Here is a 16,273-nt window from a genome sequence, read left to right as displayed (position 1 = left end):
CGCTTCGGTTATTGCTCATGGCTATACGCTCGGTTGTTTTTCTTCTGCTCTTCCTCGCTGGTGGCGTGAGCGCCGCTTTGCCCGCCCGTTATATGCAAACCACTGAGGATGCGACGGTCTGGGCACGCATTGGCAATAAAACGCAGACCGTCGGTAACCTGCGTGCCGGGCAGATTATTGCCATTGAGCCGGGCGCTGAAGATTACTACACCTTTAGCTTTGGCTTCGGGAAAGGATTTATTGATAAAGGTCACCTTGAACCCGTGCAGGGGCGGCAGCGCGTGGAGGATGGGCTAGGAGATCTGAACAAGCCGCTCAGTAACCAGAATGTGATCACCTGGAAAGATACTCCGGTATACAACGCGCCGGATGTGGGGAGCGCGCCGTTCGGTACCCTGGCAGAGAATCTGCGCTATCCGGTGGTCAATAAGCTCAAAGATCGGCTGAATCAGACCTGGTACCAGATCCGTATCGGTGAACGCCTGGCCTATATCAGCGCGCTTGATGCTCAGCCCGATAACGGTATTCCGGTCATCACCTATCACCATATTCTGCGGGATGAAGAGAACACCCGTTTTCGTCATACCTCCACCACCACGTCGGTACGCGCCTTTAGCAACCAGATGACCTGGCTGCGCGATATGGGCTACACCACGCTCACGATGTATCAGCTGGATGACTACGTGCATAACCGCGCGAATCTGCCGGGGCGCGCGGTGGTCATCACCTTTGACGATGGCCTGAAGTCAGTCAGCCGCTACGCCTATCCCATTCTGAAGCAGTACGGCTTTAAGGCCACCGCGTTTATCATCTCGTCGCGTATTAAGCGCCATCCGCAGAAATGGGCGCCGAAGTCGCTACAGTTTATGAGTGTTTCCGAGCTGGAGGAGATTAAGGACGTCTTTGATTTCCAGTCGCACACGCATTTTCTGCATCGTGTCGACGGTTATCGACGGCCCATCCTGCTCAGCCGCAGCTATCACAATATTCTGTTCGATTTTGAACGCTCGCGCCGGGCCCTGGCGCAGTTTAACCCGCACGTGTTGTTCCTTTCCTATCCGTTTGGCGGTTATAACGCGACGGCGGTGAAGGCGGCGAAAGATGCCGGTTTTCATCTGGCGGTGACGACGGTGAAAGGGAAGGTGAAGCCGGGCGATAACCCGATGCTACTGAAACGGCTGTATATTCTGCGGACGGATTCGCTGGAGACCATGTCGCGGTTAATCAGCAACCAACCGCAGGGATAAGCTGGCGCACCGCATGAGCGGCGCGCCAGAGAAGATCAGGCGACCTGAACCGGAATGGCTTTAGCGGTGCGCTTCATCTCGTTGTCGCCTTCGAAATAGGCTACGTTTGGACGCCAGGTACGCGCTTCTTCGTCGCTCATGGTGACGAAGCTGGCGATGATAACGATGTCGCCGACATCGGCGTTATGCGCTGCCGCACCGTTGACGGAGATGATTTTCGAACCACGCTCTGCCGCAATAGCATAGGTGGAGAAGCGCTTGCCGTTGTTCACGTTCCAGATATCAATGGCTTCGTTTTCCAGGATACCGGCTGCGTCGAGGAAGTCCTGGTCAATGGCGCAGGAACCTTCGTAGTGCAGGTCCGCATGCGTCACTTTAACGCGGTGAAGTTTGCCCTGCAGCATAGTGCGAATCATAGCGTCTACCTTTAATTCTTAACGGAAACAAAGCAGTTTTCTGACTGCCTTGAGAAATTTCGCAGGCAGTATTGCCCGATTTATACCAGGTGTCTATATGCGATTAACCTTGCTTACGATTAATTGCGTATCCCCTGTCTGCGCGTTCGATATTGCGTAGGCCTGATAAGCGCAGCGCCATCAGGCGCTACGAAGCAGATGCCGGATGGCGGCGTAACGCCTTATCCGGCCTACCTGTCGATGATCACGCCGCCTTTACAGCTCTACGCTCTGGTTATCAATCAGACGAGCCTGGCCCAGCCACGCCGCCATCAGGATCACCGCGCGTTTGCTGGTGTCAGTGAGATCGAGCAGGGTGTCGGCATCACGAATCTGAATGTCATCCGCGCGGAAGCCTTTCTCGTTCAGCTCCTGCTCGGCGATAGCGATCATCTCTTCCTGGTCGCGTTCGCCGGCCTTCAGCTTCTCGGCCACACGGGTCATCACTTTGTACAGACCCGGGGCGATTTTACGCTGCTCTGCAGTCAGGTAGCCGTTGCGTGAACTTAACGCCAGGCCATCTTTAGCGCGGATAATCGGTACGCCGACGATCTCGATATCGTAGCCCAGGTCGGCGACCATTTTGCGAATCAGCGCCAACTGCTGGAAGTCTTTCTCGCCAAAGCAGGCGATGTCCGGCTGGACAAGGTTAAACAGCTTGCTGACGATGGTCGAGACGCCGCGGAAGTGGCCTGGACGGCTGGCACCTTCCAACATGGTGGAAAGACCGGGAACGTCAACATAGGTTTGGCCTTCCAGTCCCTGCGGATAGATTTCTTTCTCCGACGGGGCGAAGACAAAATCAACCTTACGCTTGTTTAGCTTCTCGCAGTCTTCCTGCAACGTGCGGGGATAGCGCGCCAGATCTTCAGGGCGGTCAAACTGCATCGGGTTGACGAAGATACTGACAACAACCACATCCGCGCGCGTTTTCGCTTCTTCAACCAGCGTCATATGACCATCGTGCAGGTTGCCCATGGTGGGAACCAATGCAACACGCTTGCCTTCCTGACGCAGACGACGGATATGCTGGCGCAGCAGCGGCAGGGTTTCAATAATCAACACAACTTGACTCCTTAATGGAAACTGTGTTCTTCGCCCGGATAAACGCCGGACTCCACTTCAGCAATATACTGCCGCACCGCCGCGCGCATGTCGCCCGCTTCGGCAAGGAAATTTTTCGCGAATTTCGGAATATGGCCGCCGGTGATGCCAAATGCATCGTGCATGACCAGGATCTGCCCATCGGTGACGTTGCCCGCGCCGATACCAATCACCGGAATCGACAGCGCTTCGGTCACGCGTTTCGCCAGCTCAACCGGCACGCACTCCAGCACCAACAGCTGCGCACCTGCCGCTTCCAGCGCCAGCGCGTCATCCAACAGCACCTGGCCTGCGTCGCCGCGGCCCTGCACCTTGTAGCCGCCAAAAATATTGACCGACTGCGGCGTCAGCCCCAGGTGGCCGCAGACCGGTACCGCACGGTCGGTGAGCATTTTCACGGTATCAACCAGCCATGCGCCGCCCTCGATTTTGACCATGTTGGCGCCCGCGCGCATGACCGTGGCAGAGTGCTCAAACGCCAGCTCCGGTGTGGCATAGGCCATAAACGGCAGATCGGAAAGCAGCAGGCAGTTCGGCGCACCGCGACGTACCGCGCGAGTGTGGTAGGCGATGTCTTCAACCGTCACCGGCAGAGTGGAGTCGTGCCCCTGGACGGTCATGCCCAGCGAATCACCGACCAGCATCACGTTGATGCCAACGTCAGCGAACAGTTTGGCAAAGCTGTAGTCGTAGGCGGTAATCGTCGCGAAGCGCTTTTTTTCCTGCTTGCATTTCTGCAATAGGGCAATCGTGGTCGGTTTCATAATTATTCCTGATGGTAAGGTCATATTACCCGGCATTCTAGCAGCCGATTTCAGGGGGGCAATTATTTTAGGCAAGCGATTTCGCGTAAAGCAGGGATCGCTAAAAATGAGGGGGCCAGCGTTACCAGCTGGCGGGTTTTTCCGCGCCCAGGGTATCCAGACGCTGCTGGAGGCTGACGCCGTCAGGGAAGCATAAATTCGGGGCAATTTCGTACAGCGGCCACAGCATAAAGCCGCGGTTGTACATGTCGTAATGCGGAACGGTCAGCTTTTCGGTATGAATCATTTCCTGACCAAACAGCATGATGTCTAAATCGAGGGTGCGGGGCCCCCAGCGTTCGGCTTTACGTTGACGTCCCTGCTGTAGCTCGATGCGCTGAGTATGGCTGAGCAGCGCGTCTGGCGTGAGGGCCGTTTCCAGCGCAACGGCGGCGTTCAGGTAATCGGGCTGATCCTGTGGGCCGAGCGGCGGGGTACGATAAAACGAAGAGACGCGAATAATGCGGCTTTCCGGAATAGCGCCAATAGCCTCAACGGCAGCATTCACCTGCTCCAGCGGAGAGGCGAGGTTGCTGCCGATGGCGATATAAACGACGGTCACGCGCTACCTTCACGGCGCGGTGCGCGTTTACGCGGGCGGCGATGACGACGGCGGGTGTCCGGCTCGTCGCCCAGATCGTTGAGCATCTCTTTCTGCGCCGGTGGCGCAACCACCTGGAATTCGCTCCACCACTGGGTCAGGCGTTGTAATTCGTGGTTGTTTTCCGCTTCGGCACGCAGCGCCAGCAGGTCGTAGGCGGCGCGGAATTTCGGATGCTCCATCAGCTTCCATGCGCGCTTACCCTGACGGCGAGACATACGTAGCTGCAGCTGCCAGATATCGCGTACCAGCGTGGTAATACGTTTTGGAATCGCCAACGAACGGCAGGCTTCATCCAGCACGTCGTTCATCGCCAGCGCGAAAGCGTCGTAATAGGCCAGTCCGCTCTCCTGAGCGATTTTCTGCGCCATTTCCAGCAGCGGATACCAGAACATCGCGGCAAACAGGAACGCCGGGTTAACGCGCATATCGTTACGAATGCGGTTGTCGGTGTTCTTCAGCACCTGGGCGATGATACGCTCCATCGGGCTGTCGCCATCTTCGGTGAAGTAGCGGGTGATGGTCGGGAACAGCGGCTGGAACAGGTTGTATTCGCGCAGCAGCTTGTAGGTTTCAAACCCGTAGCCTGCCTGTAGCAGTTTGAGCGCTTCTTCAAACAGGCGCGCCGGCGGCACGTCGTTCATTAAGGTGGCCAGACGCGGGATCGGCTCAGCGGTTTCCGGGCTGATGCGCATATCCAGTTTGGCGGCAAAGCGCACGGCGCGCAGCATCCGCACCGGATCTTCACGGTAGCGAGTTTCCGGATCGCCGATCAGGCGGATGACGCCGTCAATCAGATCCTGCATGCCGCCAACGTAGTCGCGTACGGTGAAGTCCGCCACGCTGTAATAAAGGCTGTTGATGGTGAAGTCACGGCGCTGAGCGTCTTCTTCGATAGAACCGAAGATGTTGTCGCGCAGCAGCATGCCGTTCTGCCCACGCTGGGAGGTGGTGCGATCGGACTGACCATCTTCGTGGTGACCACGGAAAGTAGCGACTTCAATAATTTCCGGGCCAAACATGACGTGGGCCAGGCGGAAGCGACGACCAACCAGGCGGCAGTTGCGGAACAGCTTACGCACCTGATCGGGGGTGGCGCTGGTGGTCACGTCGAAATCTTTTGGTTTTTTGCCAAGCAGCAGGTCGCGAACGCCGCCGCCGACGAGGTAAGCCTCGTAGCCTGCTTTGTTCAAACGATAAAGAACCTTGAGGGCGTTTTCGCTGATATCTTTGCGGGAAATAGCGTGCTGCTCGCGCGGAATTACGGTCATAGCAGGTTTTGCGACGGCGTTTTCAGCCTCGCTCTCCTCACGGCTCAGCACCTTGCGGCAAAAATTAGCGACTCGGGTAAAAATGGTGCACCTCGGTAGTATCTGACTTTGGGACAAAATGTACTCTATGGATTTTGCGTTGCAGCAAGGCGACAAGTTTGCGATCCCCAGGAGCATAGATAACTATGTGACTGGGGTGAGCAAACGCAGTCAACGTAGCCGCAGCGCGAAAGACGACGAGTAAAAATAGCGGCTAATCATAGCTCAGCACAACGCATTTGAGAATGGCGGATTGATCTTCGCCGTCTCAGGCACCGTCGCCAGCGACCACTGAGCGACCGCATTGTGCAATAAATCCGCCGTGCTGACATCCTGCCATTGTGTCGGAACCGGCTGGCCTAAAAAGCGCAGCGCCTGAATGAGGACCGGACGTGGATCCCCAACAGGCAAAGCAGGTGCATGATTTTGCTTGGAAAGTTTAGCACCTTCTTCATTCAATGCCAGCGGCAGGTGAATATAGTCAGGCGCTGGCCAGCCAAACTGCTGGTACAGCGAGATCTGGCGGACGGTTGGCTCGATCAAATCGGCCCCGCGGACGATTTCCGTCACCCCCTGAAAATGGTCATCGACCACCACGGCGAGATTATAAGCAAATAATCCATCACGACGATGAATAATGAAATCTTCACGAGCCAGACGTTCGTCGGCCTTGATTGTACCGCGCAGCAGGTCGGTGAATTCGGTCACCGGATGCGTCTGACGCAGACGCAGGGCGGCATTTTGCGGGCCGTTCTTCAGGTCGCGACAGTGACCGTCATAGGTGCCGCCGATGCTCTGAATGCGCGCGCGCGTGCAGGAGCAGTAGTAGCACAGGTCCTGTTTTTTCAGCCATGCGAGGGCTTCGCGATAGGCATCGTGACGCTGCGACTGCCAAAGCACGTCGCCGTCCCAGTGCAGGCCGTAATGTTCCAGCTGATGCAAAATGGTGGTTGCAGCACCGGGAACTTCACGCGGGGGATCGATATCTTCAATCCGGATTCGCCAGATACCGCGTTGAGCGCGGGCCTGGAGATAGCTGCCAAGCGCGGCAATCAACGAGCCGAAATGTAGCTCACCGGAAGGGGAAGGGGCAAAGCGCCCTATATAAGGTTGTGTTGACATGTTTATTGCAATAAAAAACAACAAGGCGGGAGAGATTCCCGCCTTGAAGATAGAGTGTGAGCGTTCTCTTAACCTGCCATCTGCTTTTCGCGGATTTCTGCCAGCGTTTTGCAGTCAATGCACAGGTCAGCCGTTGGACGCGCTTCCAGACGACGAATACCAATTTCAACACCGCAGGACTCGCAGTAGCCGAAATCTTCATCTTCGACTTTCTTCAACGTCTTCTCGATCTTTTTGATCAACTTGCGTTCACGATCGCGGTTACGCAGTTCGAGGCTGAACTCTTCTTCCTGTGCGGCACGGTCTACCGGATCCGGGAAGTTTGCAGCTTCGTCCTGCATATGTGTAACGGTGCGATCGACTTCATCCCTAAGTTGATTACGCCATGCTTCAAGAATACGTCTGAAGTGCGCCAGCTGGGCTTCGTTCATATACTCTTCGCCTGGCTTCTCTTGGTACGGCTCCACCCCAGCGATGGCGAGAATACTCAGGGACGATGTTTTACGGTTTTGCCCTTCTTGCATGTTGCTTCTCCTTAACACGCACTATCGATCCCCGTGTTCGGGGGAAAAATCAGGCCGCTATAAATAGCAGATGCTTTTCCGGATGGCAATTATCTAAACGTAACACTTGACAATGCTGTGAGGAAAAGCGTATTTGCGCCGCAGCCCGAACACTTTCTATTCAACTTCACCCCGCGTTAACGAAACGGGTAACGGCGATATCAGAGTCATATTATCGGCAGAAAGTTCCGCTTTATAAGCCAAAATTTCCACCCCCTGTTTTTGCGCTTCTTGCAACAACTGTGCGTATTTAGCATCAATATGGTGTGCTGGAGAGAAATATTCAATGGCTGAGTGCAATATTGCAAACAGCAAAACGGCGCGTTCGCCGCTGGCCACAACGCCCATAAGCTCGCGCAAATGCTTCTGTCCGCGCACGGTGACGGCATCGGGAAAATAGCCGAACTCATTTTCCGCGAGTGTGACTGACTTCACTTCAATATAGCAGTTGGGGCGATCATCTGCCTGTAACATGATGTCAATTCGACTCTTTTCCTCACCATATTTCACCTCGCTTTTCAGCGTGTTGTAGCCGGCCAGTTCGGGAATTCGGCCCGTCAGAATCGCGTCTTTAGCTAAGGTATTTGCGCGTAAGGTGTTCACGCAAATAAAAGCCCCGTTTTGCGTCTGGGTTAATTCCCATGTGTGGGGATATTTACGCTTAGTGTTATCTGATGTGGAATACCACACGGTGTCGCCTGGCGTTGCGCAGCCGGTCATCGCGCCGGTGTTAGGGCAATGCAGGGTAAAGGTTTCACCTTCAGGCGTAATGACATCGGCGAGAAAACGTTTATAACGTTTGATAAGCGTTGCGGAGTGAAGCGCGGGGATAAACTGCATCGGGTTTCCTTCGTTATTCGCTGAGCGTCCAGCGCTGCAATGACGTATATCGCGTACGACCGCCGGTGAAGCGCGATTCGTACAGCGCAAACTCGGTGACCGGGATTTCCCAGTGAAAACCGGGCGCGGGAATCGGCACCGCCTGTCCGGCGTTGCGCAGTAGCGTCAGGTGAGGGTGGAACGGCTGTGGGCTTTGGTAACAGCCGCTGCGTGCGGCCTGGGCGCGCAGCATGTTGGCCAACTGGAGCAGACCGCGTGGCGGCTGGCGCGTGCCCAGCCAGACCACGCGCGAGCGCAGCCACTGACCGGCGTCGTCAAGATGTAGCGTAAAGCCTGGCTGATGGATGCGTCCCGCCATGGCCGCCAGCGCGCGCTGTTTTTCCGCGCTGACTTCGCCCAGAAAGGCCAGCGTCAGATGCATGTTGGCTGCCGCCACCGGCACGCCCGCATCGGCGGGAAAATGATCCGCGCGCCACTGCACCAGTTGCTTCTGGATTTTCGGCGGAATTGCAATGGCGAAAAACAGTCTTTTTGACTCAGACATGGTGGGGACTCGGTTATGAATTGAGGCGATGCTACAATGTCCGCCGTTTAATGTTAACCCTCTGGAGCCATTCGTGTCCCTGTTGCCGGTCGCAAGCGTCCTTCCTGAACTTCTCCGCGCCTTACGGCAAGCCCCGCAGGTGTTGCTCAATGCCCCGACGGGCGCGGGTAAATCCACCTGGCTGCCGCTGCAAATTTTGCATGAGGGCGGAATCGATGGGCGCATCCTGCTGCTGGAACCGCGTAGGCTAGCGGCGCGTAACGTCGCGCAGCGTCTGGCGGAACTGCTCGGCGAGAAGCCGGGAGAAACGGTCGGTTACCGGATGCGCGCCGAGACCTGCGTGGGGCCGAATACCCGGTTAGAAGTGGTGACCGAAGGGATCCTCACCCGCATGATCCAGCACGATCCCGAACTGGCGGGCGTGGGGCTGGTGATCCTCGATGAGTTTCACGAACGCAGTTTACAGGCGGATCTGGCGCTGGCGTTGCTGCTTGACGTTCAGCAGGGGCTACGTGACGATCTCAAGCTGCTGATCATGTCGGCAACGCTTGATAACGAGCGCCTGCAGCGTTTGCTGCCGGACGCGCCGACCGTGGTATCCGAAGGGCGGGCTTATCCCGTCGAACGCCGCTATCAATCGCTGCCCACGCATCAGCGGTTTGATGAAGCCGTGGCGATAGCGGCTGCGGAGCTTCTGCGTCAAGAGCGCGGCTCGCTGCTGCTGTTCTTACCCGGCGTCGGCGAAATTCAGCGAGTGCAGAATCACCTTGCTGAACGCGTTGCCGATGACGTGCTGCTGTGTCCTTTATACGGCGCGCTGCCGCTGAATGAACAGCGCAAGGCGATTTTGCCCGCGCCAGCCGGCAAGCGTAAGGTGGTGCTGGCGACCAATATTGCCGAAACCAGTTTGACCATTGAAGGCATTCGTCTGGTGGTGGACAGCGCCCAGGAGCGCGTGGTGCGCTTTGATGTGCGCACCGGGCTGACCCGTTTGCTCACCCAGCGCGTCAGCCAGGCATCAATGACCCAGCGCGCGGGGCGTGCAGGCCGTCTGGAGCCGGGCGTGTGCGTGCATCTGCTGGCGAAAGAGCAGGCCGAGCGCGCGGCGGCCCAGAGCGATGCGGAGATTTTACAAAGCGATCTCTCCTCGCTGCTGCTGGATCTCATGCAGTGGGGCTGTGCCGACCCAGCGCAACTGAGCTGGCTCGATCGGCCGCCCGCGGTGAACCTGGCGGCGGCCCGTCGCCTGCTGACGCAGCTTCAGGCGCTGGAGGGCGAACGCCTGACGGTGAAAGGGCAAAAGATGGCGGCGCTTGGCATCGATCCGCGTCTGGCGGCGATGCTGCTGGCGGCGCAAAGCGACGACGAAGTGGCGACGGCGGCCCGGTTGGCGGCCATCCTTGAAGAACCGCCGCGCGGTGGCAATAGCGACCTGCTGCAGGCGTTTTCCCGCTCTCATGGGCCATGGCAGCAGCGCAGCCAGCAGCTTTGCAAGCGATTGAACCGTCGCGCCGGGCAGCCGGATGTGGACGCCATTGCGCCGCTGCTGGCGCAGGGGTTCCCCGACCGTATTGCCCGCCGTCGTGGTCAGGAAGGCCGTTATCAGCTTGCGAATGGCATGGGGGCGATGCTCGATGCTGACGATGCGTTAGGCCGTCACGAGTGGCTGATTGCGCCGCTGCTGTTACAGGGCAACGCCTCGCCGGACGCGCGCATTTTGCAGGCCTGCGCGGTGGATATCGACGCGCTGGTCAGCCGCTGCCCGCATCTGCTTCAACAATCTGACACCGTGGAGTGGGATGATACGCAGGGCACGCTGAAAGCGCTACGGCGGAGTCAAATTGGCCTGTTGACGTTGAGTGTGCGCCCGTTGGCCAGGCCGTCCGAAAGTGAATTGCATCGGGCGATGCTCACCGGTATTCGCGAGAAAGGATTAAGCGCGCTGAACTGGACGAACGAAGCGGAACAGCTACGCTTGCGGTTACGGTGTGCGGCGCAGTGGCTGCCGGAAGAGGCATGGCCCGCGGTAGATGACGCGTCGCTGCTGGCGGAACTGGAGAATTGGCTGTTGCCGAAGATGAGCGGTATCCATTCGCTGCGCGGCCTGAAATCGCTGGATATTCACCAGGCGCTACTCGATTGGCTGCCGTGGTCCTTACGACAACGTCTGGTGAGTTCGCTGCCAACTCATTACACTGTGCCCACGGGAAGCCGTATTGTTATTCGCTACCATGAAGATAATCCGCCTGCGCTTGCCGTACGTATGCAGGAGATGTTTGGCGAAGCCAGTACGCCGACCATCGCCGAGGGGCGCGTAGCGCTGGTGCTGGAGCTGCTCTCTCCGGCGCAGCGGCCGCTGCAAATCACGCGTGATTTAAGCGCGTTCTGGCAGGGGGCGTACCGCGAGGTGCAAAAAGAGATGAAAGGGCGCTATCCGAAACACGTCTGGCCGGACGATCCGGCGAATACCGCGCCAACGCGGCGGCCGAAGAAGTATTCTGCCTGATGGCGATACGCTTATCAGGCCTACGTTTAAGCGAGTAGGCCGGATAAGCCGAAGTCGCCATCCGGCCTAAACACAGCGTAAAATTGAGAGATATCTTCTTCTGTCCTGTGACAGAAGAATTGAGAATCAGGCCTTTATGCCTGAATGTTGCGGAGAAAAAGCATGGCGGGGAATGACCGCGAGCCGATTGGACGGAAGGGCAAGCCTGCACGTCCGGCAAAACAAAAGGTAAGCCGTCGACAGCTCAGAGATGATGAGTATGACGACGATTATGATGATGATGGCTACGACGACGAAAAACCACGCGCGCGTAAAGGCGGCAAGGGGAAAAAACCGCGCGGCAAACGCCGCTGGTTCTGGTTCCTGGTCAAACTGGGAATCGTCTTTGCGGTACTGATTGCTATCTATGGCGTCTATCTGGATCAAAAAATCCGTAGCCGCATTGACGGTAAAGTCTGGCAGCTGCCGGCGGCGGTGTATGGCCGCATGGTTAGCCTTGAGCCGGATATGGCCATCAGCAAGAACGAGATGATTCAGCTGCTGACGGCGACCCAGTATCGTCAGGTGACGGCGATGACGCGGCCCGGTGAATTCACCGTGCAGGCGAACAGCATCGAGATGATCCGTCGTCCGTTCGATTTCCCGGACAGCAAAGAGGGGCAGGTGCGTGCGCGTCTGACCTTCGATGGCGCGCGTCTGGATAGCATCGAAAACATGGATAACAACCGTCAGTTCGGCTATTTCCGACTCGATCCGCGGTTGATCACCATGATGTCCTCGCCGAACGGCGAGCAGCGTCTGTTTGTGCCGCGCAGCGGCTTCCCGGACCTGCTTATCGATACGCTGATTGCGACCGAGGACCGCCACTTCTACGAGCATGACGGTATCAGCTTCTACTCCATGGGCCGTGCGGTGCTGGCGAACCTGACCGCCGGACGAACGGTGCAGGGGGCGAGTACGCTGACCCAGCAGCTGGTGAAGAACCTGTTCCTGTCCAGCGAGCGTTCCTACTGGCGTAAGGCCAACGAAGCCTACATGGCGCTGATTATGGACGCCCGCTACAGCAAAGACCGCATTCTTGAGCTGTATATGAACGAGGTGTACCTCGGTCAGAGCGGTGACAACGAAATCCGCGGCTTCCCGCTGGCGAGCCTCTACTACTTTGGCCGTCCGGTGGAAGAGCTGAGCCTCGACCAGCAGGCGCTGCTGGTGGGCATGGTAAAAGGGGCGTCGATTTATAACCCGTGGCGTAACCCGAAGCTGGCGCTGGAACGTCGTAACCTGGTGCTGCGTCTGCTACAGCAGCAGAACGTGATCGACCAGGAGCTGTACGACATGCTAAGCGCGCGTCCGCTGGGCGTGCAGCCGCGCGGCGGGGTGATTTCACCACAGCCGGCGTTTATGCAGATGGTGCGTCAGGAGCTGCAGGCGAAGCTGGGCGATAAGGTGAAAGATCTCTCCGGCGTGAAGATTTTCACCACCTTTGACTCCGTTGCGCAGGATGCGGCTGAAAAAGCGGCCACCGAAGGCATCCCGGCGCTGAAGAAGCAGCGTAAACTGAGCGATCTGGAAACCGCGATGGTGGTCGTTGACCGCTTCAGCGGCGAAGTACGGGCCATGGTCGGCGGCGCGGAGCCGCAGTTTGCCGGCTATAACCGCGCGATGCAGGCGCGTCGTTCCATCGGTTCTCTGGCGAAGCCAGCAACCTACCTGACCGCGCTGAGCCAGCCGAATCAGTACCGTCTGAACACCTGGATCGCCGATGCGCCGATTGCCCTGCGCCAGCCAAATGGCCAGGTGTGGTCGCCGCAGAACGACGATCGCCGCTACAGCGGTCAGGTGATGCTGGTGGATGCGCTGACCCGCTCGATGAACGTGCCGACCGTTAACCTCGGCATGGCGCTTGGGTTACCAGCGGTCACCGATACCTGGCTGAAGCTGGGCGTGTCGAAGGATCAGCTGCACCCCGTTCCGGCGATGCTGCTTGGGGCGCTGAACCTGACGCCGATTGAAGTGGCGCAGGCGTTCCAGACTATTGCCAGCGGCGGTAATCGCGCCACGCTGTCGGCGCTGCGTTCGGTGATTGCGGAAGACGGTACCGTGCTGTACCAGAGCTTCCCGCAGGCCGAGCGTGCGGTTCCGGCACAGGCGGCGTACATGACGCTGTGGACCATGCAGCAGGTGGTTCAGCGCGGCACCGGTCGTCAATTGGGCGCGAAATACCCGAATCTGCATCTGGCAGGGAAAACCGGGACCACCAACAACAACGTCGATACCTGGTTTGCCGGCATCGATGGTCGTGAAGTGGTGATCACCTGGGTAGGCCGCGATAATAACCAGCCGACCAAGCTGTACGGCGCGAGCGGTGCGATGTCTATCTATCAGCGCTATCTGGCAAGCGAGTCGCCGATTGCGCTGGATCTGACGCCGCCGGAAGATGTGGTGAATATGGGCGTCGATGAAGGCGGTAACTTTATCTGCGGCGGTGGCGGCATGCGGATGCTGCCGGTCTGGACGACCGACCCGGATGCGCTGTGTCAGCAAAGCCAGCAGCAGATAGAACAGCAGCAGTCGACGAACCCGTTTGACTCGTCTTCATCGCAGCCGCAGCAGCAACAGCAGCAACCGGCGCAGCAAGAGAAGAAAGAGAGCGACGGCGTCGCCGGCTGGATCAAGGATATGTTCGGCGGAAATTAATCGCGTACTGCACTCACTCAAAGGCCTCTGTTTCTGACAGAGGCTTTTTTATATCCAGGTTTTTTCTTTTTTTTAACCTCATTATTTCATCTGTTGGTTTCTTAACCCCTTAGTTTTTGTAGGGGTGCGTATTGCTTGCTATCACCGCATTTTTTCGCCTATCATGCTGCTCGTTATAATAATAATTCTCGTTTACGTTATCATTCACTTCATCAGAGAAATACCCATGGCACGTCTTAAAACTGCTCAGCCAACCCACTCGCTGCGTAAACTCGCAGTTGTAGTAGCCACAGCGGTTAGCGGCATGTCTGTTTACGCGCAGGCAGCAGAACAACCGAAAGAAGAAACCATCACCGTTACCGCCGCTCCGGCTTCGCAAGAGAGCGCGTGGGGCCCGGCACCGACGATCGCGGCAAAACGTTCCGCGACGGCAACCAAGACGGATACGCCGATTGAGAAGACGCCGCAGTCTATCTCCGTTGTAACCAATGAAGAGATGCAGATTCACCAGTCTCGTTCGGTGAAAGAAGCGTTGGGCTATACGCCTGGTGTTGTTGTAAGCAACCGCGGCGCATCCAATACCTACGACTTCGTCAGTATCCGTGGCTTTACTTCTGTAGGTCTGAGCCAGAACAACTATCTGGATGGACTGAAACTGCAAGGTAACTTCTACAACGATGCAGTTATTGACCCTTACATGTTGGAACGCGTTGAGTTGATGCGCGGACCTACTTCCGTGTTGTATGGCAAGAGCAACCCGGGCGGGATCATCTCTATGGTGAGTAAACGCCCAACGACTGAACCGCTCAAAGAAATCCAGTTCAAAATGGGAACGAATAATCTGTTCCAGACCGGATTTGATTTTAGCGATGTGCTGGATGATAACGGTGAGTTCTCATACCGCTTGACCGGCCTGGCTCGTTCCAATAATGAACAGCAGGATCATGCTGAGCAGCAGCGTTATACTGTTGCACCATCTTTCTCCTGGCGCCCTGACGATAAGACTAACTTCACGTTCCTTTCTTATTTCCAGAATGAGCCTGAAACCGGTTATTACGGCTGGTTACCTAAAGAAGGGACTGTAGAACCTCTGCCTAATGGCTCCCGTCTGTCCAGCAGCTTCAACGAAGGCGCCAAAAATAACAGCTATTCACGTAACCAGAAAATGGTTGGATATAGCTTTGAACACGGCTTTAACGACACCTTTACTGTTCGTCAAAATTTACGTTTTGCTGAAATGAAAACGTCTCAGCAGAGCGTTTATGGCACCGGTATTTGTACAACAAACACCTTCAACGGCCCTTGCCAGGCAATCCCGGCGGCAGACCGAGATCATTATCTGGGTCGTGGTACTGTTGTTGATGATGAGCGTTTGCAGAACTTTAGCGTTGATACGCAATTGCAGAGCAACTTTGCGACCGGGATGGTCGATCATACGTTACTGACAGGTGTTGACTTCATGCGTATGCGTAATGATATCAATGCTAAGTTCGGCACCGCACCGGCTCTCGATCTCTACAATCCGCAGACGCTGAATAGCTTTGATTTCGACTCTGCGGAACCGTATCAGATGAACGAAACCAAACAAACGGGTATCTACGTTCAGGATCAGGCCGAATGGGATAAGTGGGTCTTCACGCTAGGCGGCCGCTATGATTGGTCTCAGCAAGCGACAACAGTCCGCGAAAACTCCACCACACCGGTTGGAGGTTATATCGAACGTAACGATCACCAGTTCACCTGGCGTGGTGGTGTAAATTATCTGTTTGATAACGGTATTTCTCCGTATATCAGCTATAGCCAGTCGTTCGAGCCGAACGCATTCGATCTCTACAGCACTCCACGTATGGCATTTGCGCCGTCCAAAGGTGAGCAGTATGAAGCGGGTGTGAAATATGTGCCGAAAGATATGCCGGTTGTTATTACGGCTGCGGTATACCATCTGACCAAGACAAATACTCTGACGACAGATCCGAATAACTCCAATCTGCAAGTTCCATCGGGGGAAGTTCGTTCCCAGGGCTTCGAGTTTGAGGCTAAAGCTGCTGTTAATGCGAACATTAACGTGACGGCTTCCTACACTTACACTGATGCTGAGTACACCAAAGATACGAATCTGAAAGGGAATAACGTTGAACAGGTTCCTCAAAATATGGCCTCTCTGTGGGGTGATTACACCTTCCATGACGGAATTCTGTCTGGCCTGACGTTGGGAACCGGTGGCCGCTTTATTGGTTCTAGCTATGGTGACCCGGCGAATACGTTCAAAGTGGGTAGTGCAGCCGTGATGGATGCGGTTGTGAAATATGATTTAGCACGTTTCGGCATGGCAGGCTCAAGTCTTGCTGTCAACGTAAACAATCTGCTTGATCGTGAATACGTTTCCAGCTGCTTCCAGACTTATGGCTGCTTCTGGGGCGCAGAGCGTCAGGTTGTTGCGACCGCAACGTTCCGTTTCTAACCACCTCCTGGGCGCGGATT

The 16,273-nt window shown here is 56.5% G+C and carries 13 protein-coding genes; 4 read left to right on the top strand and 9 right to left on the bottom strand.

From position 1 onward, the window contains the following. Positions 1-17: 17 nt before the first annotated feature. The gene (locus tag ABTW00_RS19210) at positions 18-1,247 is read left to right on the top strand and encodes a polysaccharide deacetylase family protein (RefSeq protein WP_433636953.1); all 1,230 of its coding nucleotides are present in this window, start codon (positions 18-20) and stop codon (positions 1,245-1,247) included. Between the two features lie 35 nt (positions 1,248-1,282). On the opposite strand, the gene panD is transcribed toward ABTW00_RS19210, so the two are convergent. From panD to thpR, 9 genes are all read right to left on the bottom strand, one after another. Continuing rightward, a complete protein-coding gene (panD, locus tag ABTW00_RS19205) occupies positions 1,283-1,663 on the bottom strand; it encodes an aspartate 1-decarboxylase (RefSeq protein ID WP_035891933.1) in 381 nt (126 codons plus the stop codon). 255 nt (positions 1,664-1,918) lie between these two features. After that, entirely contained in the window at positions 1,919-2,767 is an 849-nt protein-coding gene (gene panC, locus ABTW00_RS19200; RefSeq protein WP_065356546.1) for a pantoate--beta-alanine ligase, read from the bottom strand. 11 nt (positions 2,768-2,778) lie between these two features. Then, entirely contained in the window at positions 2,779-3,570 is a 792-nt protein-coding gene (panB, locus tag ABTW00_RS19195; protein WP_064547526.1) for a 3-methyl-2-oxobutanoate hydroxymethyltransferase, read from the bottom strand. 121 nt (positions 3,571-3,691) lie between these two features. Then, the gene (folK, locus tag ABTW00_RS19190) at positions 3,692-4,171 is read right to left on the bottom strand and encodes a 2-amino-4-hydroxy-6-hydroxymethyldihydropteridine diphosphokinase (protein ID WP_433636950.1); all 480 of its coding nucleotides are present in this window, start codon (positions 4,169-4,171) and stop codon (positions 3,692-3,694) included. Further along, the gene (gene pcnB / locus ABTW00_RS19185; RefSeq protein WP_206063134.1) at positions 4,168-5,565 is read right to left on the bottom strand and encodes a polynucleotide adenylyltransferase PcnB; all 1,398 of its coding nucleotides are present in this window, start codon (positions 5,563-5,565) and stop codon (positions 4,168-4,170) included. Before pcnB ends, folK begins: the two co-directional genes overlap by 4 nt. Positions 5,566-5,745: 180 nt before the next feature. Continuing rightward, positions 5,746-6,642 carry a tRNA glutamyl-Q(34) synthetase GluQRS gene (gluQRS, locus tag ABTW00_RS19180; protein WP_433636948.1) on the bottom strand — a complete coding sequence of 299 codons (897 nt, stop codon included), beginning with the start codon at positions 6,640-6,642 and terminating at the stop codon, positions 5,746-5,748. Between the two features lie 68 nt (positions 6,643-6,710). Continuing rightward, positions 6,711-7,166 carry an RNA polymerase-binding protein DksA gene (gene dksA / locus ABTW00_RS19175; RefSeq protein ID WP_001155227.1) on the bottom strand — a complete coding sequence of 152 codons (456 nt, stop codon included), beginning with the start codon at positions 7,164-7,166 and terminating at the stop codon, positions 6,711-6,713. 156 nt (positions 7,167-7,322) lie between these two features. Continuing rightward, positions 7,323-8,045 carry a DNA/RNA nuclease SfsA gene (gene sfsA, locus ABTW00_RS19170; RefSeq protein ID WP_065356549.1) on the bottom strand — a complete coding sequence of 241 codons (723 nt, stop codon included), beginning with the start codon at positions 8,043-8,045 and terminating at the stop codon, positions 7,323-7,325. A 13-nt stretch (positions 8,046-8,058) separates the two neighbouring features. Then, the gene (thpR, locus tag ABTW00_RS19165) at positions 8,059-8,589 is read right to left on the bottom strand and encodes an RNA 2',3'-cyclic phosphodiesterase (protein ID WP_433636936.1); all 531 of its coding nucleotides are present in this window, start codon (positions 8,587-8,589) and stop codon (positions 8,059-8,061) included. A gap of 73 nt (positions 8,590-8,662) precedes the next feature. On the opposite strand from thpR, the gene hrpB reads away from it, so the two are divergent. The 3 genes from hrpB to fhuA all read left to right on the top strand — a co-directional run bounded on the left by hrpB (position 8,663) and on the right by fhuA (position 16,253). Beyond that, positions 8,663-11,095, top strand: coding sequence for an ATP-dependent helicase HrpB (gene hrpB / locus ABTW00_RS19160; protein WP_433636934.1), 2,433 nt, complete (start codon positions 8,663-8,665; stop codon positions 11,093-11,095). A gap of 162 nt (positions 11,096-11,257) precedes the next feature. Continuing rightward, entirely contained in the window at positions 11,258-13,792 is a 2,535-nt protein-coding gene (gene mrcB / locus ABTW00_RS19155; RefSeq protein ID WP_433636932.1) for a bifunctional glycosyl transferase/transpeptidase, read from the top strand. A 226-nt stretch (positions 13,793-14,018) separates the two neighbouring features. Then, on the top strand, positions 14,019-16,253 hold the full coding sequence (gene fhuA, locus ABTW00_RS19150; protein WP_433636930.1) for a ferrichrome porin FhuA: 2,235 nt from the start codon (positions 14,019-14,021) through the stop codon (positions 16,251-16,253). The last annotated feature ends 20 nt before the right edge of the window (positions 16,254-16,273 follow it).

The organism is Kluyvera georgiana (assembly GCF_050990895.1).
GTDB lineage: Bacteria > Pseudomonadota > Gammaproteobacteria > Enterobacterales > Enterobacteriaceae > Kluyvera > Kluyvera georgiana.
Note: the sequence above shows the minus strand (reverse complement) of the source record. Positions and strands in the feature narration are given on the sequence as shown.